This window comes from Pseudomonas sp. GW821-FHT04D07 (assembly GCF_059420225.1).
This window is the reverse complement of the sequence record NZ_JBWKTH010000052.1, coordinates 1-22,254: the sequence shown is the minus strand read 5'-3', so window position 1 is coordinate 22,254 and position 22,254 is coordinate 1. Positions and strand designations below refer to the sequence as shown.

Genomic DNA, 22,254 nt, shown 5'->3' with positions numbered 1-22,254 from the left:
ATGCAACCGGGTAGCAGTGTTCAAAGCGTGTTGACAGGGTGGGCGAGTCCATACATAGGAGCCAGCTTGCTGGCGATAAGGCTTCTGAGTCTTGCATCGATCTCGGGGCTGCCGGTGTCATCTGTATGCTTTCTTGCAGGCAATAAAAAACCGACCCTAGGGTCGGTTTTTTAACACGCGTGTCGCTTAGGCTGCAGCAGCAAGGTTCAGGGCCTTGATGTGGCCGTTCAGACGACCCTTGTGACGAGCGGCCTTGTTCTTGTGGATGATGCCTTTATCGGCCATACGGTCGATAACAGGAACAGCCAGAACATAAGCGGCTTGAGCTTTGGCAGCGTCTTTTGCGTCGATGGCTTTAACCACATTCTTGATGTAGGTACGAACCATGGAACGCAGGCTGGCGTTGTGGCTGCGACGCTTCTCAGCCTGTTTTGCACGTTTTTTGGCGGAAGGTGTGTTGGCCACCGTCGAGCTCCTCGAAAGACTTTTTAGGAAATAGCAAACAAAATAGGCCGCGAATCATGCCGATGAGTTAGAGACTTGTCAAGGGCAGGTGATGCGTTCCGCTGAGTGGTCGATCTTGAAGTGACGGGTGATTTATTTCCGGCGCCTGACCTGTAAACTCGCGAGCTTTGGCTCTGTGCTGTTGCGGCGCGGAGTATCGCACAACTGGGCGCTTTGTTCGCCTGCTCTTTCTCCAAAGGCGCACTCTCTTTTAATGAATCTGCTCAAGTCGTTGGCTGCTGTCAGCTCTATCACGATGATTTCCCGGGTTCTGGGCTTCGTTCGCGATACGATTATCGCGCGTATCTTCGGGGCCGGAATGGCCACCGATGCCTTCTTTATTGCCTTCAAACTGCCCAATCTGCTGCGCCGGATATTTGCCGAGGGGGCTTTTTCCCAGGCCTTCGTGCCGATCCTGGCGGAATACAAGAGCCAGCAGGGCGAGGAGGCGACCCGTACGTTTATTGCTTATGTCAGCGGTTTGCTGAGCCTGGTGCTGGCGTTGGTAACGGTGCTTGGCATGGTCGCCGCGCCCTGGGTGATCTGGGCCACGGCCCCGGGCTTCACCAACACGCCGGAGAAATTCAAGCTGACCTCCGACCTGCTGCGGGTGACTTTTCCTTATATATTGTTGATCTCACTGTCCTCTTTGGCGGGAGCGATCCTCAATACCTGGAACCGTTTTTCGGTGCCGGCCTTCGTGCCGACCCTACTGAACGTGAGCATGATTATTTTTGCCCTGTTCCTGACGCCGTACTTCGATCCGCCGGTAATGGCCCTGGGCTGGGCGGTATTGGCCGGTGGCCTGGCGCAGTTGCTCTACCAACTGCCGAGCCTGAAAAAGATCGGCATGCTGGTGCTGCCACGGCTGAATCTGCGTGACAGCGGTGTCTGGCGAGTGATGAAGCAGATGCTACCGGCGATTCTCGGGGTCTCGGTCAGCCAGATTTCCCTGATCATCAACACCATCTTCGCCTCCTTCCTGGTGGCGGGCTCGGTGTCCTGGATGTACTACGCCGACCGGCTGATGGAGTTGCCGTCCGGCGTGCTCGGCGTGGCCCTGGGCACGATTCTGCTGCCGATCCTGTCCAAGACCTATGCCAGCAAGGATCGCCACGAGTATTCGCGGATTCTCGACTGGGGCCTGCGCCTGTGCTTCGTGCTGGTGCTGCCGTGCTCCCTGGCGCTGGCGATTCTCTCCAAGCCGCTGACGGTTTCGCTGTTCCAGTACGGCCAGTTCAGTGCCTTCGATGCGTCCATGACCCAGCGTGCGCTGGTCGCCTACTCGGTGGGGCTGCTGGGCATCATCATGATCAAGGTGTTGGCGCCGGGCTTCTACGCGCAGCAGAACATCCGCACGCCGGTGAAGATCGCGATTTTCACCCTGACCGTCACCCAGTTGCTCAACCTGGTGTTTATCGGGCCGTTGGCCCATGCCGGGTTGGCGCTGGCCATCAGCGCCGGGGCCTGCATCAACGCCGGGTTGCTGTTCTGGCAATTGCGCAAGCAGCAGCTGTTTGTGCCGCAGCCGGGCTGGTGGTCGTATCTGGCGAAGCTGGTGCTGGCGGTGGCGGTGATGTCGGCGGTGTTGCTGGGGTTGATGCACTTCATGCCGGCCTGGGACCAGGGGCATATGTTCGAGCGTTTCCTGCGCCTGGGGGCCTTGGTGGTGGCGGGTGTGCTGGCCTATTTCGGCGTGTTGCTGGCGTTGGGGATGCGCCTGCGGCATTTCAATCGCAAATCGCTGATGTAGCGCGTGGCCCCCTGTAGGGGCGAGCTGGCTCGCGATGGTGGCCCAGGCGCCTCGGGGAATCAGGCTCCCCGCGTTATCGTTGACGTCCATCGCGAGCCAGCTCGCTCCTGCAAACGGAGGCGGCGCAGGAGAGTTTTGTCGGTTCGATCGATTTGGGTAGTGCTGTTGCCTGTCGTCAGCCGCCGGGTGTGGTTATAATCGACCACTTTATGAGCAAGAAGCGCGTTATGCAGCTGGTTCGAGGCCTTCACAACCTGCGCCCCCGGCATCGGGGCTGCGTCGCCACCATTGGCAACTTTGACGGTGTTCACCGTGGTCACCAGGCTATCCTGGCCCGACTGCGCGAGCGTGCGCTGGAGTTGGGCCTACCCAGCTGCGTGGTGATTTTCGAACCGCAGCCGCGCGAGTTTTTTGCCCCGGACACCGCGCCGGCGCGTCTGGCACGGCTGCGCGACAAGCTGAAACTGCTGGCCGCCGAGGGCGTCGACCGGGTCCTGTGCCTGGCCTTCAACCAGCGCCTGAGCAAACTCAGCGCCGCCGAGTTCGTCGATACCATCCTGGTGGACGGTCTCGGCGTACAGCATCTGGAGGTCGGCGACGATTTCCGCTTCGGCTGTGATCGCGTCGGCGATTTCGCGTTCCTGCAGCAGGCCGGCAGCGCCCGTGGTTTTACCGTCGAGGCGGCGCAGACCGTCGAGCTCGATGGCCTGCGGGTCAGCAGCACCCAGGTGCGTAATGCCCTGGCGGCGGCGGATTTTCCCCTGGCCGAGCGGTTGCTCGGCCGCCCGTTCCGCATTGCCGGACGGGTGCTGCATGGCCAGAAGCTGGCGCGCCAATTGGGCACGCCGACGGCCAACGTGCAGCTCAAGCGCCGTCGCGTGCCGTTGACCGGGGTTTACCTGGTCAGCGTCGAGCTCGATGGCCAGCCGTGGCCGGGCGTCGCCAATATCGGCGTGCGGCCCACGGTTTCAGGTGATGGCAGCGCTCACCTGGAAGTGCACCTGCTGGATTTTACCGGTGATCTGTACGACCGGCGTTTGACCGTGGTTTTCCACCACAAGCTGCGCGATGAGCAGCGATTCGCCTCCTTGGAGGCGCTCAAGACGGCGATCAATGCGGACGTCGCCGCCGCCCGTGCCCACTGGCAGGGTTCACCGCTTAAAAAGAGCCTGAAATGACCGACTACAAAGCCACGCTTAACCTTCCGGACACCGCCTTCCCAATGAAGGCCGGCCTGCCACAGCGCGAACCGCAGATCCTGCAGCGCTGGGACAGCATTGGCCTGTACGGGAAGTTGCGCGAGATTGGCAAGGATCGTCCGAAGTTCGTTCTTCACGACGGTCCTCCGTATGCCAACGGCACGATTCACATCGGTCATGCGCTGAACAAGATTCTCAAGGACATGATCATCCGTTCCAAGACCCTGGCCGGCTTCGATGCCCCTTATGTGCCGGGTTGGGACTGTCATGGCCTGCCGATCGAGCACAAGGTCGAAGTGACCTATGGCAAGAACCTGGGCGCGGACAAGACCCGCGAACTGTGCCGTGCCTACGCCACCGAGCAGATCGAAGGACAGAAGTCCGAATTCATCCGCCTGGGCGTGCTCGGCGACTTCGCCAACCCCTACAAGACCATGGATTTCAAGAACGAGGCCGGTGAGATCCGCGCCCTCGCCGAAATCGTCAAGGGCGGTTTCGTGTTCAAGGGCCTCAAGCCAGTGAACTGGTGCTTCGATTGCGCTTCGGCCCTGGCCGAGGCCGAAGTCGAATACCAGGACAAGAAGTCCTCGACCATCGACGTGGCCTTCCCGATTGCCGACCAGGACAAGCTGGCCGCCGCGTTCGGCCTGCCGTCGCTGAGCAAGCCGGCGGCGATCGTGATCTGGACCACCACCCCGTGGACCATCCCGGCCAACCAGGCGCTGAACGTCCACCCGGAATTCAACTACGCCCTGGTGGATGTCGGTGATCGCCTGCTGGTGCTGGCCGAAGAACTGGTGGAGTCGTGCCTGGCGCGCTACAAGCTGGAAGGCTCGGTACTGGCCATGGCCAAGGGCGAAGCCCTGGAGCTGATCAACTTCCGTCACCCGTTCTATGAGCGCCTGTCGCCGGTGTACCTGGCCGACTACGTCGAATTGGGCGCCGGTACCGGCATCGTGCACTGCTCGCCGGCCTACGGTGAGGATGACTTCAAGATCTGCAAGCAGTACGGCATGGTCAACGATGACATCCTCAACCCGGTGCAGAGCAACGGCGTATATGCCGAGTCCCTGGAGTTCTTCGGCGGCCAGTTCATCTTCAAGGCCAACGCAGGCATCGTTGACAAGCTGGCCGAAGTCGGTTCCTTGCTGCATACCGAAACCATCAGCCACAGCTACATGCACTGCTGGCGCCACAAGACCCCGCTGATCTATCGCGCCACCGCGCAGTGGTTTATCGGCATGGACAAGGCCCCGGTGGCCGGCGATACCCTCCGTGAGCGGGCGCTCAAGGCCATCGAAGAGACCCAGTTCGTCCCGACCTGGGGCCAGGCGCGCCTGCACTCGATGATCGCCAACCGTCCGGACTGGTGCATCTCCCGTCAGCGCAACTGGGGCGTGCCGATTCCGTTTTTCCTCAACAAGGAAAGCGGCGAGCTGCACCCGCGTACCGCCGAGCTGATGGAACAAGTGGCCCTGCGCGTCGAAGTCGAAGGCATCGAAGCCTGGTTCAAGATGGATGCCGCCGAACTGCTGGGCGACGAAGCGCCGCTGTACGACAAGATCAGCGACACCCTTGACGTCTGGTTCGACTCCGGCACCACCCACTGGCACGTGCTGCGCGGTTCGCATCCGATGGGCCATGAGAGCGGTCCACGCGCCGACCTCTACCTGGAAGGTTCGGACCAGCATCGCGGCTGGTTCCACTCGTCCTTGCTGACCGGTTGCGCCATCGACAACCACGCGCCGTACCGCGAGCTGCTGACCCACGGCTTCACCGTCGACGAGGCCGGTCGCAAGATGTCCAAGTCCTTGGGCAACGTGATCGCGCCGCAGAAAGTCAACGACACCCTGGGCGCCGATATCATGCGCCTGTGGGTGGCCTCGACCGACTACTCGGGCGAAATGGCGGTGTCCGACCAGATCCTGCAACGCAGCGCCGACGCCTACCGGCGTATCCGCAACACCGCACGCTTCCTGCTCTCCAACCTGAGTGGCTTCAACCCGGCCAGCGACCTGTTGCCGGCCGACGAGATGCTCGCCCTGGACCGTTGGGCCGTGGACCGCGCGCTGCTGCTGCAACGCGAGCTGGAACTGCATTACGGCGAATACCGCTTCTGGAACGTCTACTCCAAGGTGCACAACTTCTGTGTGCAGGAGCTGGGCGGTTTCTACCTCGATATCATCAAGGATCGCCAGTACACCACCGGCGCCAACAGCAAGGCCCGGCGTTCCTGCCAGACCGCGCTGTTCCATATCAGCGAAGCGCTGGTGCGCTGGATCGCCCCGGTTCTGGCCTTTACCGCCGACGAGCTGTGGCAGTACCTGCCGGGCGAGCGCAACGAATCGGTCATGCTCAACACCTGGTATGAAGGCCTCAGCGAGCTGCCGGAAGGCTTCGAGCTGGATCGCGCCTACTGGGAGCGGATCATGGCGGTCAAGGTCGCGGTCAACAAGGAGATGGAAAACCTGCGGGCGGCCAAGGCCATCGGCGGCAACCTGCAGGCCGAAGTGACCTTGTTCGCCGAAGAGGCCCTGGTGGCCGACCTGGGCAAGCTGAGCAACGAACTGCGTTTCGTCCTGATCACCTCCACCGCGACCGTTGCGCCATTCGCATTGGCCCCGGCGGATGCGGTGGTCACCGAAGTCGCCGGGCTCAAGCTCAAGGTGGTCAAGTCGTCCCATGCCAAGTGCGGCCGTTGCTGGCATCACCGAGAGGATGTCGGGGTCCACCCGGAGCATCCGGAAATCTGCGGTCGTTGCGTGGACAATATCAGCGGCGCCGGCGAGGTACGCCACTATGCCTAATGCCAGTGTCGGCCGTTTCGGCCGCCTGGGCTGGTTGTGGTTGAGCGTGCTGGTCCTGGTCATCGACCAGGCCAGCAAGCTCCACTTCGCAAGCTCGCTGTCGCTGTACCAGCAGATCGTGATCATCCCCGATTACTTCAGCTGGACCCTGGCCTACAACACCGGTGCGGCGTTCAGCTTCCTGGCTGAAAGCTCCGGCTGGCAGCGCTGGCTGTTTGCGCTGATCGCGCTGGTGGTCAGCGCGGTGCTGGTGGTCTGGCTCAAGCGCCTGGGGCGCAACGAAACCTGGCTGGCGATCGCCCTGGCCCTGGTGCTCGGCGGTGCCCTGGGCAACCTGTATGACCGCATCGCCCTGGGCCATGTGATCGACTTCGTCCTGGTGCATTGGCAGAACCGTTGGTACTTCCCGGCGTTCAACTTTGCCGACAGCGCCATCAGCGTCGGTGCGGTGATGCTGGCGCTGGATATGTTCAAAAGTAAAAAGTCCGGAGAACCCGCTCATGGCTGAACACGCAGTGGCTGAGCAACGCATCGGTCAGAACACCCAGGTCACCTTGCACTTCGCCTTGCGCCTGGAAAACGGCGACACCGTCGACAGCACCTTCGACAAGGCCCCGGCGACCTTCAAGGTCGGCGACGGCAACCTGCTGCCGGGTTTCGAGGTGGCGTTGTTCGGCTTCAAGGCTGGCGACAAGCGTAACCTGAGCGTGGCTCCGGAAAATGCCTTTGGCCAGCCGAACCCGCAGAACGTGCAGGTCATCCCGCGCTCGCAGTTCCAGGACATGGAGCTGTCGGAAGGTTTGCTGGTGATCTTCAATGACGCGGCCAATACCGAGCTGCCTGGTGTGGTGAAGGCTTTCGACGACGCCCAGGTGACTGTCGACTTCAACCACCCGCTGGCGGGCAAGACCCTGACTTTCGATGTCGAGATCATCGAGGTCAAGGCGCTTTAAGAACATCGCGAGCAAGCTCGCTCCTACAAGGTTTGTGGCGTGCACAGATGTCGAGTACGACACCAACCCCTGTAGGAGCGAGCTTGCTCGCGATAGACCGCCCCAGCGGTCCAACGATCAAGACACGAGGCACAGCATGCACATCAAACTCGCCAACCCCCGTGGCTTCTGCGCCGGCGTGGACCGGGCGATCGAAATCGTCAACCGGGCCCTGGAAGTCTTCGGCCCGCCGATCTACGTGCGCCATGAAGTGGTCCACAACAAATTTGTCGTCGAAGACCTGCGCGCCCGTGGCGCCATCTTCGTCGAAGAGTTGGACCAGGTCCCGGATGACGTGATCGTGATCTTCAGTGCCCACGGCGTTTCCCAGGCCGTGCGCACGGAGGCCTCGGGCCGTGGCCTGAAGGTGTTCGACGCAACCTGTCCGTTGGTGACCAAGGTGCATATCGAAGTGGCGCGTTACAGCCGCGACGGTCGTGAATGCATCCTGATCGGCCATGCCGGCCATCCGGAAGTCGAAGGCACCATGGGCCAGTACGACGACGCCAACGGCGGTTCGATCTACCTGGTGGAAGACGAGAAAGATGTTTCCGACCTGCAGGTGCGCAACCCGGAAAAACTGGCGTTCGTCACCCAGACCACCTTGTCCATGGACGACACCAGCCGGGTTATCGATGCCCTGCGGGCGCGTTTCCCGGCCATTGGCGGGCCGCGCAAGGACGATATCTGCTACGCCACGCAAAACCGCCAGGACGCGGTCAAGCAACTGGCGGACGAGTGCGATGTGGTGTTGGTGGTGGGCAGCCCGAACAGCTCCAACTCCAACCGCCTGCGTGAGCTGGCCGAGCGCATGTCGACGCCGGCCTACCTGATCGACGGTGCCGAAGATCTGCAGCGCAGCTGGTTCGACGGTGTCGAGCGGATTGGCATCACCGCCGGGGCTTCGGCGCCGGAAGTGCTGGTGCGTGGCGTGATCCAGCAGCTCCAGGCCTGGGGCGCGACCGGCGCCGATGAGCTGGCCGGGCGTGAAGAGAACGTGACCTTCTCCATGCCCAAGGAACTACGCGTTCGCTCCTTGCTGTAAGCCTGGGGAGGCGCAGAGCGACTCTGCCATTTCTCTCTTTTCGAGCCTGATCCGCCCGGTCCCCGCCAGTATCACTTGATGGTGGCTGACCGGGCGATCACTGGCACAGATATGCAGCGTCCCGCCCATCGAGGCGCCGTTCTGCGGATTGACCCATCCGCTAGCCGTGAAGCGAACAAACTGCTGAAGCAACCGGTTGCCTTTGATCGGTGTCAGTCCGGCATTCCGTCGTTCGACCAGCACCGGGTTGTCCGGGTCCAGGTGACCTTGTCCGCTGCGGTCGACGATGATTCGCCAGCCTCGACTCCAATCTTCTTCCAGGGCATGCATGACAACGGCCTGCTGGCGCAGAATCGCCTCGGTTCTCGCCAGTTGCAAGCCATTTGCCATCTCATTGGCGCTCACCTGGCGACGCTGTGAGGCGATCAGTTCACTGAATGTCGGACTGGCGAGTTGGGCAAGAATGCCGATGACGGCCAGGCCAATCAGTAACTGAACAAGACTGAATCCTTTCTGATCCATCTGGGCTCCCTCCTGGAGACTGGGTGTTTCAGCGCGATCCGAGCGCTGGTCCTTGGAAAACAACCGTACGTCCTGATGAAGAATGTTTTGGCTTGTACCGCTAGTTATAGTCGATGAGCCAGGCCGACCACGGCCAGCGCAGCCCGGAGCACCGATCTGGGGGCTGTGGTTGTCACCTGTACGCTGGGCGCACAAAGTCGCGTGATCAATGTGTGCCTCAATGGTCGGGGTTCATTGGGAGGGAGTTGTTGATGCGACGGACGAGGAGCGTGAGGCAATCAGGGATGACCCTGGTGGAGGTGCTGATTTCGGTGTTGATCCTCGCCGTCGGCCTGTTGGGGGCGGCGGCTATTCAGCTCAACGCGCTGATCTACACGGACAGCTCGAAGATGAGAAGCCAGGCCAGTTTCATTGCCTACGACATGATGGACCGTATCCGCTCCAATCCGGATGCGGACTACACCCTGGTCAGCGCTACAGCTAACACCGCAGCGGCGGGTTCGACAGTGGTCCGGGATGTCGATTTCCATGACTTCAAGACCAACATCAGTCATTTTGCCGGGGCTCCCGGGGATGGGAGCATTTCCGTGAACGGCAGGGCGGTCACTATCGTCATCAGCTGGAATGATCAGCGGGCCGCCAATATGGCCAGCGACACGGCGAGTAGCCGTTTCACGCTCAATAGCCGCGTTGCAATCGATCCGGTAGCCGGGCCATGAGTCGTCGCAGCAGAGGCTTCGGCCTGATCGAGTTGATGATCGCCATCACCCTGGGACTGATCGTCGTCTTGGGCATTACGCAGATATTTGTCGCGGCCAAAACTACCTATATCAGCCAGAACAAGGCCGCCGGCATGCAGGAGGATGCGCGTTTCATCCTCAGCAAGATGGTCCAGGAGATTCGTATGGTCGGCATGTTCGGCTGCCTGGCCACCAGCGCCATCGATACCTCGACGGCGGCGGATTTCGCGACCATTGCCGCCACGCCGATCACTTGGCATAGCGCCAGCAATACCCTGACGCTGGTGACCGCCGATATTGGCAGCAGTGGCGGGGCGCCAACCTGGACCATCGTCTCCGATTGCCGCAAGACGGCGAAGGCCGTCCAGGGCTCGGCCTCGCCGGCCCCCGGGCACATAGCCTTTTCCTTGCGCAAGCAGATCTATGTCTTCGGCAACAACCAGATTAGCGTCGCCACCGGGGCCGGCCAGGCGGCCGGGTTGGTGAGCAATGTCAGGAGCTTCAGCGTTTCCTTCGGCGTTGCGACATCCGCGACCGATATCGCGGTCAGTGCCTACAGCAACAACCCCGCGGACCCGGCAACCATCCGCAGCGTGCGCCTGAAAATGACCCTGTACGATCCGAACGGCCAGGTCGCCGATCAGCAGTACAGCGTGGTTACGGCACTGCGTAACCGGCTCCGCTAGGTGGACTTCGTATGATGTACTCGCCGCGAAAACACTCAGGCTTGAGGTCCGCTCCACAGCGCGGCATGGCATTGCTGATCAGCCTGATATTCCTGCTGCTGTTGACCCTGATCGGTATTTCCTCGATGCAGAATGCGACGCTGCAGGAAAAAATGGCCGGGAGCGTGACCTTCCGCAACACCTCGTTCCAGACTGCCGAGGCGGCGCTGCGTATCGGTGAAAGCGCGGTGCAGCAAAGCAGCTATGTCCTGGCGGTGTGTGCCACCCTCATCACCTGTGCGCCGCCGGCGGAGTCCGCCACGGTGGTGGCGGCTGGGTCGGGCGGGGCCTCGGGTGTGACCTGGATTGCCGCTGGCAACGGTTTTTATGCGGTGCAGAACCTCGGTACCACGGTGTTGGCGGTCAACGTGCCGAGCAATACCTCGGCCACCCTGTACCGGGTAACCGCCGTGGCGATCAACGGCAATGCGCGGTCAATCGTGGAGAGTGTCTATGCCAAGTATTAAGGGCCGCAGAAGTCGTTTCTCCGGTGGGTCCTGGCGGATTATCGGTGCTTTGCTGGGGTTGTATCTGGCGGTGCCGGGCAGCACCGCCGCTGTCGATACCACCGCTCCTTGCTCCAGCTTCGGTACAGGCAAGGTGGTTGAGTGGGATGCGTTTACCGGCAAGATCTTCAGCGATTCCAGCGGCGGCATCACCGCCATGGCGGAACAGGGCGGTGTTGCTGGCGGTCGGCGGATCATGTGGCGACAAATCCAATAGGGAAGGCGGTGTATGCAAAAAGTCTCCAAAGGCTTTACCTTGATCGAACTCATGATCGTCGTGGCCATTGTCGCTATCCTGGCGGCGGTGGCTTACCCCAGTTACATCGAGTATGTGAAGAGCACACACCGCTCGGAGATCGCCGGGTTGTTGTCCGAGCAGACCCAGAACCTGGAGCGGTTCTACTCGAAGAACGCTACCTACTCGGCGGCGACGGTCAGTGCCGGCAATAGCTATTACGCGATTACCCCGACCTTGAATGCCCAGGATTTCACCCTGGCGGCGACGGCGGCGCCCGGGTCGATGATGGTCGGTGACAAGTGCGGTGGTTTCACCATCACCAACACCGGCCAGCGTACCAACCCCGGGGCTACCGCGGGTTTGACGAGCAAGGATTGCTGGGGCCGCTGACTGCTGCTTTCCAAGGCGCAACCCGCGCCGGTTTCTTTTTCTGTTGGATGACGCGATGGCAACGAAACAACATGTGGTAATCATTGGCGGCGGCGTGATTGGCCTGCTGACGGCCTTCAATCTGGCCGCCGAGGTCGGGCAAGTGACATTGCTCGACCGTTCCGGTCTGGGCCAGGAGTCTTCCTGGGCCGGCGGCGGTATCGTTTCTCCGCTGTACCCCTGGCGCTACAGCCCGGCGGTCACGGCCCTGGCCCATTGGTCCCAGGATTTTTACCCGCAACTGGGCGAGCGCCTGTTCGCCGCCACGGGTGTCGATCCCGAGGTCCACACCACCGGCCTGTACTGGCTCGACCTGGATGACGAGGCCGAGGCCCTGGCCTGGGCCGAACGTGAACAGCGTCCCCTGAGCGCGGTGGATATCTCGGCGGTGCATGACGCGGTGCCGGTGATGGGCGACGGCTATTCCCGGGCCATCTACATGGCCGATGTCGCCAATGTGCGCAATCCGCGCCTGGTGAAATCCCTCAGGGCAGCCCTGCAGGCCTTACCCAATGTGACGCTTCGCGAGCAGTGCGAGGTCGCCGGGTTTCTCCATGAGGGTGAGCGGGTGGTCGGCGTGCGCACCGCCACGGGCGAACTGCGTGCCGATCAGGTGGTGCTCGCGGCCGGGGCCTGGAGCGGCGAGCTATTGGGCCGCCTGGGACTGGCGCTACCGGTGGAGCCGGTCAAGGGACAGATGATTCTCTACAAGTGCGCGGCGGATTTTCTTTCGAGCATGATCCTGGCGAAGGGGCGTTATGCGATTCCTCGGCGCGATGGGCATATCCTGGTGGGCAGCACGCTGGAGCACGAAGGCTTCGACAAGACACCGACGTTGTCGGCGCTGGAAAGCCTCAAGGCGTCGGCGGTCGAGTTGATTCCGGCGCTGGCGGAGGCCGAGGTGGTCGGGCATTGGGCGGGATTGCGGCCGGGCTCGCCGGAGGGCATTCCCTATATCGGTCGGGTACCCGGGTTCGAGGGCCTGTGGTTGAACTGCGGGCATTATCGCAATGGGCTGGTGCTGGCGCCGGCGTCCTGCCAGCTGTTTGCCGATCTGTTGCTGGGGCGTGCGCCGATTATCGATCCGGCGCCTTATGCACCCGAGGGGCGAATCTGAGGCGGCTCCGGTGATCTTGAAAACACTGCAACCCCTGTAGGAGCCCGGCTTGCCGGCGATGGCGGCCGATCAGGCGATGCAAGGCTTACGGGCCTCATCGCCAGCAAGCCGGCGCCTACAATGGACCGTGTCAGCCGATGGGCGCTCAATCCAGCCCGAGCTTCTTGAGCCGATAACGCATCGAACGAAACGACAGGTTCAAGCGCTGGGCCGCCGCCGTGCGGTTCCAGCGGGTTTCCTCCAGTGCCTGGAGAATCAGCTTGCGCTCGATGCTCTCCAGGTAGTCCTCCAGATTGTCGATCTGCGCCAGGCTCGGTTCGCCAATTTGCGCGCAGCTCCCGCCGCCTTCAGCCAGGCGCAGGTCGCCGGCTTCGATCTGTTCGTTTTCACACAGGGTGTAGGCCCGTTCGAGCATGTTCTCCAATTCCCGGACATTGCCGGGGAAGCGGTAGCCCTTGAGCGTATCCAGCGCCAGCGGATGAAGCCGGGCCGCTGGCATGCCGCTGCCCGACGCCAGTCGATTGAGAACATTGGTGGCCAAGGGTTCGATATCGTCGCGGCGCTCGCGTAAGGACGGCACCCGCAACTCGATGACATTCAGGCGATAGTAGAGGTCCTGGCGAAAACGCTCGGCACTGACCTCGGCGTTCAGATCCTTGTGGGTGGCGCAGAGGATCCGCACATCGACGATTTCCTCCTGCTGGCCGCCGACGCTGCGCACGGCCTTTTCCTGGATAGCGCGCAGCAGCTTGACCTGCATCGCCAGCGGCAAGTCGGCGACTTCATCGAGAAACAATGTGCCGCCATTGGCGGCCTGGAACAGTCCAGGCTTGTCCTCCACCGCGCCGGTAAAACTGCCTTTGCGATGGCCGAAAAACTCGCTTTCCATCAGTTCGGCCGGAATCGCCCCGCAGTTCACCGGCACGAACGGTCGTTCCGCACGCGGCCCCTGCTCGTGGATCAGCCGCGCCACCAGTTCCTTGCCGCTGCCCGATTCGCCGCTGATATACACCGGTGCCTGGCTGCGGGCCAGCTTGTCGATCTGCTTGCGCAGGGCGCGCATGGGCAGTGAGTCCCCCAGCAACCGGCTGTCGATGGACGGCTGCTTGCCACCACTGGTCGGCAAACGCAGCGCGCTGCTCACCAGTTCGCGCAGGCGCGCCAGGTCCACCGGTTTGGTCAGGAAGTCGAAGGCGCCGGATTTCAGGGCGTTGATCGCGGTGTCGAGGCTGCCATAGGCGGTGATCATCGCCACCGGCAGCTGGGGATAACGTTGCTGGATATGCTGCACCAGCTCTAGACCGGTACCGTCTGGCAGGCGCATGTCGGTCAGGCACAGGTCGAAATTTTCCTGGGCCAGCTTTTCCCGGGCTTGCGCCACATTGCGGGCACTGCTGGTGTCGAGTTTCATCCGGCCCAGGGTTATTTCCAGGAGTTCGCGGATATCCGGTTCATCATCGACGATCAGGATTCTTTGCCGTGGGCTCATGTTCAACTCTGTTTGCGTGCGTGAGCGAAGGTGATGCGAAAGCAACTGCCGCCTTGGCGTACCGAGTAGTCTAGGCGGGCCTGGTTGCTTTCGCATAGCTCGCGGGACAAGTAGAGGCCCAGGCCGGTGCCTTGGCTCTCGGTGGTGAAGAAAGGTTCGAACAGATGCTGGCGTTGCTCGGCGGCGACACCGGGGCCGTTATCCAGGACTTCCAGGGTCGGCAGGCCATTTTTCGGGTCCACTGACAAGGTCAGCCAGACCTGCGCCAGTTCATGCAACTGGGCACTGTAGCGCAGGCCGTTTTCCAGCAGGTTGTTCAGCACCTGGGCCAGTTGCAGCGGATCGGCACGGGTCTGCAGGGGCGCGTCGTCGATCTGCAGGTGCAGGCACTGTCTGGGCCGGGCGCGCTCGCGCCATTCGTTGACAAAGGCCCGCAGCCATTCATTGAGGTCGAGCAGCTGTGTTTGCGTCTGACGCCGCCGGGACAGCTGGAGCACGTTCTCGATCACCAGGTTCATGCGTTTGGATTGGTCCTGGATGATTTGCGTGAGGCGCCGGTCCGCCTCCGGCATCTGCTCCGACTCCTGCAGCAACTGCGCCGCATGGCTGATGGCACCCAGCGGGTTGCGGATTTCATGGGCAATGCCGGCGGTCAGGCGGCCGAGGGCGGCCAGCTTGAGCTGCTGGGCCTGCTGGGCGATCTGCGACAGGTCTTCGAGGAACACCAGTGTCTGGGTTTGCTCGCCGCGTTTCAGGGCGATGAAACTGGGTTGCAGGATCGGTCCGGCGCCGAGGATCTTCAGGCTGCGCGGGCGCAGAGTCGGGTTGCTTTGCCACACCTGCAGGCGCTCGACCAGTTCCAGGGAGTAAGCGTCGATCAGCTGCCCACTCAGGTCCTGCTCGCCTATCAGCGTCAGTGCGCCTTGATTGGCCAGTTGCACCCGGTGCTGCTCGTCGAGTACCAGGATACCGGTGCGCATGCGTTGCAGGATCAGGGCGTTGAGCTCTTCCAGGTTGGTGACGTCACTGGCGCGTTGTTCGGCGAGGTTTTCGCTTACCGCCAGCAGCCGGGTCAGGCCCTGCACCAGTACCGCGGCAGCGAAGCACAAGATGCCGAGCAAGCCGGCCTGCACGTAATAGTTGGCGGCGGCCGGTCGGCTGAAGCTCAGGTAGAAGGTCAGGTAGATGATGCCGATGGCCGAGACGGCGGCGATCAGAAAGCCGATTCGACCGCGCAGCAGCACGTTGCTGATGGCCACCGAGGCGATCAGCAGGTTGCCGAGGCCGCTCGGTGCTCCGCCGGCGGCATAGAACAGGCCGGACAGCATCACCGCATCCGCCAACGCCAGGATGAAGACTTGGCCCTGGCGCTTGGGGTTTTCCAGCAGCGCCACTACCAGGATATTCAGGATCAGGTAGATCCAACTGCCGGTGCGAAACAATTCGCCGTCGGCCAGCTCCAGCAGCTTGTCGTCCATCTTGCTGGAGATCAGCAACACCAGGGCGATGCCGATGCTCAGGCGGTAGAGGTGATAAAGCCGTAGCAGGCGCTGGGCCTGGGCACCGCCGAGACTGAAGGTCTCAGCGCTCACGAGGGCTCGGGCCTTGCTCGAGGTGGGCCTGGCTGCAATACCAGGTCTGTTGCACGTTCAGGGCGCGATCACGGGGCAGGTGCACGCCGCAATGGGCACAGCGGACCATGGGCGCGGCATCCAGTGTGTCTGCCGGGCGGGTGGGGGTGGAGGGCCGATTGAATTTGCGCCAGAACCATACGGCGGCCGCAATCAGTGCAATCCAGAACAGTAGGCGAACCATGGCAACCCGCTTATTGGCAAATGATCCGGCAGTTTAGCCAAGGACATGCCGGGCGCACAGCGCATTTGGTGGGGGGCGTTGCGAAGGCAAAAAAAAGAGCCTCGAAAGGCTCTTTTCTTGGGCACGATGGAATATGCCTCTGTAAACACTACAAACCTGTAGGCGCTGGCTTGCCAGCGATAGCGGTGGTGAATGTTGCATCGCTATCGCTGGCAAGCCAGCTCCTACATTAGGGGCGTGGACTCAGTCGAACACGCCGAAGGTCATGTAGCTGAACCAGGAGCGGTTGCTGTTGCTGCCTTCGGCCTGGTGCTGTTCTTCCTGGACCGCATCGCCTTCAAGCGGCTTCAGGTCCGACGGAATCGCATCCTTGGCGTCCTGGAACTGCCTGACCACGTCCTGGTTGGCGCGGGTTTCGCCCGGCGGCAGCGGTGGACGCGATTCGATCAGGCCGAGGGTGGCCTTGCTTATCCACGAACGGTTGTCGGCCTCGGCTACTCGTGGCACGAACTGACCGTCCACCAGCGATGGGTGGGTCGGGTAGTTGGCTTTCAGCACTTCGAGGCTCGAAGCCGCCAGTTCGTCCAGGTGCAGGCGCTGGTACGACTCGACCATCACCGCCAGGCCGTCAGCGACCGAAGGGGTTTCCTGGAAGTTTTCCACTACATAGCGACCACGGTTGGCCGCGGCGACATAGGCCTGGCGGGTCAGGTAGTAGTCGGCAACGTGGATCTCGTAGGCCGCCAGCAGGTTGCGCAGGTAGATCATGCGCTGCTTGGCGTCCGGCGCGTAGCGGCTGTTCGGGTAGCGGCTGGTGAGCTGGGCGAACTCGTTGTAGGAGTCGCGGGCCGCGCCCGGGTCACGCTTGGTCATGTCCAGCGGCAGAAAGCGCGCCAGCAGGCCGACGTCGCGGTCGAACGAGGTCAGGCCCTTGAGGTAGTAGGCGTAGTCGACGTTCGGATGCTGCGGGTGCAGGCGAATGAAACGCTCGGCGGCCGACTTGGCAGCCTCCGGCTCGCCATTCTTGTAGTTGGCGTAGATCAGTTCGAGCTGGGCCTGGTCGGCATAGCGACCGAACGGATAACGCGACTCCAGAGCCTTGAGCTTGGCGGTGGCGCTGGTATAGCTGTGGTTGTCCAGGTCGGCCTGCGCCTGCTGGTACAGCTCGACTTCGCTCAAGTTTTCGTCGACGACTTCCTTCGACGAGCAAGCAGCAGTCAGTGCGAGGATGGCGATCAGCAGCAGGTGTCTCACTTGCATGGCGGCTTGCGTCCCTATGACGGCCGCTGTCTTGGGCGGGGCCGTCCTGTTATGATGAGTGCCCCGTTGATAGCCTCGGGGCAAAAGACGCCGTATTTAACCACAAGCGCGCAGCCGAAACCAAAGGCTGTGCCGACGCCTAGTCCGAGCATGTCCGATAAAATTGAACTTCGCGCAGAGGTGCCGTCCGAACTGGGCGGTCAACGCCTCGATCAAGTCGCCGCCCAACTCTTCGCTGAGCACTCACGCTCGCGCCTTTCCGCCTGGATCAAGGACGGCCGCCTGACTGTGGATGGGGCGGTTATCCGCCCGCGAGACATTGTCCATGGTGGTGCTGTTCTTGAACTGACTGCCGAGCAGGAAGCTCAGGGTGAGTGGATCGCCCAAGACATCGAACTCGATATCGTCTATGAAGACGACGATATCCTGGTGATCAACAAGCCCGCGGGCCTGGTGGTGCATCCGGCTGCCGGTCATGCCGATGGCACCTTGCTCAACGCCTTGCTGCACCACGTGCCGGACATTATCAATGTACCGCGCGCGGGCATCGTGCATCGCCTGGACAAGGACACCACCGGTCTGATGGTGGTCGCCAAGACCATCCAGGCCCAGACGCAACTGGTTACGCAATTGCAGAGCCGCAGCGTCAGCCGGATCTACGAATGCATCGTGATTGGCGTGGTCACCGCCGGCGGCAAGATCAATGCGCCCATCGGTCGTCACGGCCAGCAGCGCCAGCGCATGGCGGTAATGGAAGGCGGCAAGCAGGCGGTGAGTCATTATCGCGTGCTGGAGCGCTTCCGTTCCCACACCCATGTACGGGTCAAGCTGGAAACCGGTCGCACCCACCAGATTCGCGTGCACATGGCCCACATCAACTTCCCGTTGGTCGGCGATCCGGCCTACGGCGGTCGCTTCCGCATTCCGCCGGCGGCCAGCGTGACCATGGTCGAATCGCTGAAAAACTTCCCGCGTCAGGCCCTGCACGCGCGTTTCCTCGAGTTGGATCATCCGACCAGCGGTAAGCGCATGAGCTGGGAATCGCCACTGCCGGACGATTTCGTCTGGTTGCTGACGTTGCTCAAGCAGGACCGGGAGGCGTTCATCGGGTGAGTGACTTCCTGATTCCCGACTGGCCCGCGCCGGCCCGGGTCAGGGCCTGCGTGACCACGCGGGCGGGCGGCGTCAGCCTGGCGCCGTTCGACAGCCTCAACCTCGGCGATCATGTCGACGACGATCCGCGCGCCGTCACGGAAAATCGCCGACGCCTCACCGATACCTTTGCTATTCAGCCCGCTTGGTTACGTCAGGTGCATGGTGTCGGGGTAGTCGAGGCCGATCCGACGCTGACCGCCGAAGCCGACGGCAGTTGGACCAGCACGCCGGGCATCGCCTGCACGTCGATGACCGCCGATTGCCTGCCGGTGCTGTTTTGCGACCGTGCCGGCAGCCGTGTGGCGGCGGCCCATGCCGGTTGGCGCGGATTGGCCGCGGGCGTGCTGGAAGCCACCGTCGATCAGATGGGCGTGCCGGCCTCGCAAATCCTCGTCTGGCTCGGCCCGGCCATTGGTCCCGGGGCGTTCGAAGTCGGGGCGGAAGTGCGCGAGGCCTTTCTCTCCACGCATCCCGAAACAATCAAAGCCTTCGTCCCCAGCGTCAATGCCGGACGCTTCATGGCCGACATTTATGCCCTGGCGCGCCTGCGTCTGGCCGCCCGTGGAATCACCGCCGTCCATGGCGGCGGGCTGTGTACGGTCAGCGACCCGCGCTTTTTCTCCTACCGGCGCAGTCCGCGTACCGGTCGCTTCGCCTCCCTGATCTGGCTGGAAGACTAGACTCTTCTGATCTTCGTCAAGCTTATGACGCTTGAAACTCGCAGAATAGGCCGCATCTACTTGGGCATCTGGCAGGTTTCTTTATTCAGGTGCGTCCTTTGCTCCGGCCTGCTCCAAAGGAAGGTGACTCATGCGTATAGATCGTTTAACCAGCAAATTGCAGTTGGCGTTGTCAGACGCCCAATCCCTGGCGGTCGGCCTCGATCATCCGGCCATTGAGCCGGCGCACTTGATGCAGGCGCTGCTGGAGCAGCAGGGTGGCTCGATCAAGCCCCTGCTGTTGCAGGTCGGTTTCGACATCAACAGCCTGCGCAAGGAATTGAGCAAAGAGCTCGATCGCTTGCCGAAAATCCAGAATCCCACTGGCGACGTGAACATGTCCCAGGATCTGGCGCGCCTGCTCAACCAGGCCGATCGCCTGGCCCAGCAGAAGGGCGATCAATTCATCTCCAGCGAACTGGTGCTGCTCGCCGCCATGGACGAGAACAGCAAGCTGGGCAAGTTGCTGCTCGGCCAGGGCGTGAGCAAGAAGGCCCTGGAGAACGCCATCAACAACCTGCGCGGCGGCGAGGCGGTCAATGACCCCAACGCCGAGGGCGCGCGCCAGGCCCTGGACAAGTACACCGTCGACCTGACCAAGCGCGCCGAAGAGGGCAAGCTCGACCCGGTGATCGGCCGTGATGACGAGATCCGCCGCACCATCCAGGTCCTGCAACGGCGGACCAAGAACAACCCGGTGCTGATCGGTGAGCCTGGCGTGGGCAAGACCGCGATTGCCGAAGGCCTGGCCCAGCGCATCATCAATGGCGAGGTGCCGGATGGCCTGAAGGGCAAGCGCCTGCTGTCCCTGGACATGGGCGCGTTGATTGCCGGGGCCAAGTATCGCGGCGAGTTCGAAGAGCGCCTGAAGTCGCTGCTCAACGAGCTGTCGAAGCAGGAAGGGCAGATCATTCTGTTTATCGACGAGCTGCACACCATGGTCGGCGCCGGCAAGGGCGAAGGCTCGATGGATGCGGGCAACATGCTCAAACCGGCCTTGGCCCGTGGCGAGCTGCATTGCGTCGGGGCGACCACGCTCAATGAATATCGCCAATATATAGAGAAGGATGCGGCCCTCGAGCGGCGCTTCCAGAAAGTGCTGGTGGATGAGCCGAGCGAGGAGGACACCATTGCCATCCTCCGTGGTCTGAAAGAGCGTTATGAAGTGCACCACAAGGTGGCGATCACCGACGGCGCGATCATCGCGGCGGCCAAGCTCAGTCATCGCTATATCACCGACCGCCAGTTGCCGGACAAGGCCATCGACCTGATCGACGAGGCCGCCAGCCGTATCCGCATGGAGATCGACTCCAAGCCGGAAGTGCTGGACCGTCTGGAGCGCCGTCTGATCCAACTCAAGGTTGAATCCCAGGCCTTGAAGAAAGAAGACGACGAAGCGGCGAAAAAACGCCTGGAAAAACTCCAGGAAGAAATTCTCCGTCTGGAGCGCGAGTACGCCGACCTGGAAGAGATCTGGACTTCGGAAAAAGCCGAAGTGCAGGGCTCGGCGCAGATCCAGCAGAAAATCGAGCAGTCGCGCCAGGAGTTGGAGGCGGCGCGCCGTAAAGGCGATCTCAACCGTATGGCCGAGCTGCAATATGGCGTGATTCCGGACCTGGAGCGCAGCCTGCAGATGGTCGACCAACACGGTAAGAGCGAGAACCAACTGCTGCGCAGCAAGGTGACCGAGGAAGAAATCGCCGAAGTCGTGTCGAAGTGGACCGGTATTCCAGTGTCCAAGATGCTCGAAGGTGAGCGCGACAAGCTGCTGAAGATGGAGAGCCTGCTGCACCAGCGCGTGATTGGCCAGAACGAGGCGGTGGTGGCGGTGGCCAACGCCGTGCGGCGCTCCCGGGCCGGCTTGTCCGATCCGAATCGGCCGAGCGGTTCCTTCATGTTCCTCGGCCCGACCGGCGTCGGCAAGACCGAGTTGTGCAAGGCGCTGGCCGAGTTCCTCTTCGATACCGAGGAGGCCATGGTGCGCATCGATATGTCGGAGTTCATGGAGAAACACTCCGTGGCGCGTCTGATCGGGGCGCCACCAGGCTATGTAGGCTATGAGGAGGGCGGTTATCTGACCGAGGCCGTGCGACGTAAGCCTTACTCGGTGATCCTGCTGGACGAGGTCGAGAAGGCCCACCCGGATGTGTTCAACATCCTGCTGCAAGTGCTGGAAGACGGTCGCCTGACGGACAGTCACGGGCGTACCGTGGATTTCCGCAACACCGTGATCGTGATGACTTCCAACCTGGGCTCGGTGCAGATCCAGGAGCTGGTGGGGGATCGCGAAGCGCAACGGGCGGCGGTGATGGATGCGGTGAGCACGCATTTCCGGCCGGAGTTCATCAACCGGATCGACGAAGTGGTGATTTTCGAGCCCTTGGCGCGGGATCAGATCGCGGGCATTACCGAGATCCAGTTGGGTCGCCTGCGCAGTCGCCTGGCGGAGCGCGAGCTGAAGCTGGAGCTGAGCGACGAGGCCTTGGACAAGCTGATCTCGGTGGGTTACGACCCGGTCTATGGCGCGCGGCCACTCAAGCGCGCGATCCAGCGCTGGATCGAGAACCCGTTGGCGCAACTGATCCTGTCGGGGCAGTTCCTGCCGGGAACGAGCGTGACGGCCTCGGTGGCCAACGACGAGATCGTGTTTGCCTGAGTCCCCAGGGCCTACACGACCCCCCCCCGTGTAGGAGCCAGCTTGCTGGCGATGAACGCAAGAGCAGCGCGGTGATCCAGATTCTCCGCGTTATCGTTGACGCCCATCGCCAGCAAGCTGGCTCCTACAAGGGTGCATTGCGATTTCGGAAGACTTTTTTTCGCTAGGGCGTTGAACTCAGTGGCAAAGGCTTGTAAAGTGCGCCCCGCAGCACGTCACCCCTCGGACTTCTCTTACAAGGGAAATTCGGAAAAAAGATTGCAAATCATTGTCTTGAAAGCAATTTAGGGGGTTGACAGAGGTTTTCAGAGTTGTAGAATAGCGCGCCTCAGACAAGCGAACGCAGCGATGCAAAAGCCTGGTTGAGGAAGCTTTCAGCGATGGAAGTCTGCGGTAAAGGTTGTAACTTGAAATATGTAGTTCCGTGATAGCTCAGTCGGTAGAGCAAATGACTGTTAATCATTGGGTCCCAGGTTCGAGTCCTGGTCACGGAGCCAATTTCAAATCGGGGTATAGCGCAGTCCGGTAGCGCGCCTGCTTTGGGAGCAGGATGTCAGGAGTTCGAATCCCCTTACCCCGACCA

The 22,254-nt window shown here is 61.9% G+C and carries 21 protein-coding genes, 2 tRNA genes and 1 pseudogene; 18 read left to right on the top strand and 6 right to left on the bottom strand.

Translation table 11 applies throughout. The annotated features are described in order from the left end of the window. Window positions 1–186: 186 nt before the first annotated feature. Entirely contained in the window at window positions 187–465 is a 279-nt protein-coding gene (gene rpsT / locus AC07T0_RS31430; RefSeq protein ID WP_016967023.1) for a 30S ribosomal protein S20, read from the bottom strand. Window positions 466–718: 253 nt separating this feature from the next. On the opposite strand from rpsT, the gene murJ reads away from it, so the two are divergent. The 6 genes from murJ to ispH all read left to right on the top strand — a co-directional run bounded on the left by murJ (window position 719) and on the right by ispH (window position 8,300). After that, window positions 719–2,257, top strand: coding sequence for a murein biosynthesis integral membrane protein MurJ (murJ, locus tag AC07T0_RS31425; protein WP_495004823.1), 1,539 nt, complete (start codon window positions 719–721; stop codon window positions 2,255–2,257). A gap of 227 nt (window positions 2,258–2,484) precedes the next feature. After that, complete coding sequence (ribF, locus tag AC07T0_RS31420; protein ID WP_495004822.1) at window positions 2,485–3,435, top strand: bifunctional riboflavin kinase/FAD synthetase; 951 nt, start codon at window positions 2,485–2,487, stop codon at window positions 3,433–3,435. Continuing rightward, window positions 3,432–6,263 (top strand): isoleucine--tRNA ligase, encoded by a 2,832-nt coding sequence (gene ileS, locus AC07T0_RS31415; RefSeq protein WP_495004821.1) that lies wholly within the window; start codon window positions 3,432–3,434, stop codon window positions 6,261–6,263. Before ribF ends, ileS begins: the two co-directional genes overlap by 4 nt. Further along, complete coding sequence (gene lspA, locus AC07T0_RS31410; protein WP_495004820.1) at window positions 6,256–6,771, top strand: signal peptidase II; 516 nt, start codon at window positions 6,256–6,258, stop codon at window positions 6,769–6,771. Before ileS ends, lspA begins: the two co-directional genes overlap by 8 nt. A gap of 7 nt (window positions 6,772–6,778) precedes the next feature. Next, window positions 6,779–7,216, top strand: a complete 438-nt coding sequence (gene fkpB, locus AC07T0_RS31405) for an FKBP-type peptidyl-prolyl cis-trans isomerase (RefSeq protein ID WP_495004824.1) — start codon at window positions 6,779–6,781, stop codon at window positions 7,214–7,216. A 136-nt stretch (window positions 7,217–7,352) separates the two neighbouring features. After that, on the top strand, window positions 7,353–8,300 hold the full coding sequence (ispH, locus tag AC07T0_RS31400; protein ID WP_495004819.1) for a 4-hydroxy-3-methylbut-2-enyl diphosphate reductase: 948 nt from the start codon (window positions 7,353–7,355) through the stop codon (window positions 8,298–8,300). On the opposite strand, the gene AC07T0_RS31395 is transcribed toward ispH, so the two are convergent. Further along, window positions 8,277–8,822, bottom strand: a complete 546-nt coding sequence (locus tag AC07T0_RS31395) for a GspH/FimT family pseudopilin (RefSeq protein ID WP_495004818.1) — start codon at window positions 8,820–8,822, stop codon at window positions 8,277–8,279. The two genes, ispH and AC07T0_RS31395, sit on opposite strands and share 24 nt — an antisense overlap. A 162-nt stretch (window positions 8,823–8,984) precedes the next feature. On the opposite strand from AC07T0_RS31395, the pseudogene AC07T0_RS31390 reads away from it, so the two are divergent. The 7 genes and pseudogenes from AC07T0_RS31390 to thiO all read left to right on the top strand — a co-directional run. Continuing rightward, a pseudogene (locus AC07T0_RS31390) lies at window positions 8,985–9,074 on the top strand (GspH/FimT family pseudopilin); the annotation flags it as partial. Beyond that, a complete protein-coding gene (gene pilV, locus AC07T0_RS31385) occupies window positions 9,074–9,541 on the top strand; it encodes a type IV pilus modification protein PilV (protein WP_495004817.1) in 468 nt (155 codons plus the stop codon). The pseudogene AC07T0_RS31390 and the gene pilV, both read left to right, overlap by 1 nt. Continuing rightward, a complete protein-coding gene (locus tag AC07T0_RS31380) occupies window positions 9,538–10,248 on the top strand; it encodes a PilW family protein (RefSeq protein ID WP_495004816.1) in 711 nt (236 codons plus the stop codon). The genes pilV and AC07T0_RS31380 overlap by 4 nt, the downstream gene beginning before the upstream one ends. 65 nt (window positions 10,249–10,313) lie before the next feature. Next, a complete protein-coding gene (locus AC07T0_RS31375; protein ID WP_495004815.1) occupies window positions 10,314–10,754 on the top strand; it encodes a pilus assembly PilX family protein in 441 nt (146 codons plus the stop codon). Next, on the top strand, window positions 10,741–11,010 hold the full coding sequence (locus tag AC07T0_RS31370; RefSeq protein ID WP_495004825.1) for a hypothetical protein: 270 nt from the start codon (window positions 10,741–10,743) through the stop codon (window positions 11,008–11,010). Before AC07T0_RS31375 ends, AC07T0_RS31370 begins: the two co-directional genes overlap by 14 nt. Before the next feature lie 12 nt (window positions 11,011–11,022). Continuing rightward, a complete protein-coding gene (locus AC07T0_RS31365) occupies window positions 11,023–11,421 on the top strand; it encodes a type IV pilin protein (RefSeq protein ID WP_495004814.1) in 399 nt (132 codons plus the stop codon). 55 nt (window positions 11,422–11,476) lie between these two features. Beyond that, on the top strand, window positions 11,477–12,577 hold the full coding sequence (gene thiO, locus AC07T0_RS31360; RefSeq protein WP_495004813.1) for a glycine oxidase ThiO: 1,101 nt from the start codon (window positions 11,477–11,479) through the stop codon (window positions 12,575–12,577). A 145-nt stretch (window positions 12,578–12,722) separates the two neighbouring features. Here thiO and AC07T0_RS31355 read toward each other — a convergent pair whose 3' ends face one another. From AC07T0_RS31355 to AC07T0_RS31340, 4 genes are all read right to left on the bottom strand, one after another. After that, on the bottom strand, window positions 12,723–14,066 hold the full coding sequence (locus tag AC07T0_RS31355) for a sigma-54-dependent transcriptional regulator (protein WP_495004812.1): 1,344 nt from the start codon (window positions 14,064–14,066) through the stop codon (window positions 12,723–12,725). 2 nt (window positions 14,067–14,068) lie between these two features. Continuing rightward, window positions 14,069–15,658 carry a sensor histidine kinase gene (locus AC07T0_RS31350; protein ID WP_495004811.1) on the bottom strand — a complete coding sequence of 530 codons (1,590 nt, stop codon included), beginning with the start codon at window positions 15,656–15,658 and terminating at the stop codon, window positions 14,069–14,071. Further along, entirely contained in the window at window positions 15,648–15,881 is a 234-nt protein-coding gene (locus AC07T0_RS31345; protein WP_495004810.1) for a PP0621 family protein, read from the bottom strand. Before AC07T0_RS31345 ends, AC07T0_RS31350 begins: the two co-directional genes overlap by 11 nt. Window positions 15,882–16,124: 243 nt before the next feature. Continuing rightward, window positions 16,125–17,141, bottom strand: a complete 1,017-nt coding sequence (locus AC07T0_RS31340) for an outer membrane protein assembly factor BamD (protein WP_495004809.1) — start codon at window positions 17,139–17,141, stop codon at window positions 16,125–16,127. A 150-nt stretch (window positions 17,142–17,291) separates the two neighbouring features. On the opposite strand from AC07T0_RS31340, the gene rluD reads away from it, so the two are divergent. From rluD to AC07T0_RS31315, 5 genes are all read left to right on the top strand, one after another. Beyond that, entirely contained in the window at window positions 17,292–18,254 is a 963-nt protein-coding gene (gene rluD, locus AC07T0_RS31335; RefSeq protein WP_495004808.1) for a 23S rRNA pseudouridine(1911/1915/1917) synthase RluD, read from the top strand. Then, the gene (gene pgeF, locus AC07T0_RS31330; protein WP_495004807.1) at window positions 18,251–18,976 is read left to right on the top strand and encodes a peptidoglycan editing factor PgeF; all 726 of its coding nucleotides are present in this window, start codon (window positions 18,251–18,253) and stop codon (window positions 18,974–18,976) included. Before rluD ends, pgeF begins: the two co-directional genes overlap by 4 nt. 130 nt (window positions 18,977–19,106) lie before the next feature. Further along, window positions 19,107–21,671 carry an ATP-dependent chaperone ClpB gene (clpB, locus tag AC07T0_RS31325; protein ID WP_495004806.1) on the top strand — a complete coding sequence of 855 codons (2,565 nt, stop codon included), beginning with the start codon at window positions 19,107–19,109 and terminating at the stop codon, window positions 21,669–21,671. Between the two features lie 421 nt (window positions 21,672–22,092). Then, window positions 22,093–22,168: transfer RNA gene (locus AC07T0_RS31320), tRNA-Asn, on the top strand. A gap of 9 nt (window positions 22,169–22,177) precedes the next feature. After that, a tRNA-Pro gene (locus AC07T0_RS31315) sits at window positions 22,178–22,254 on the top strand.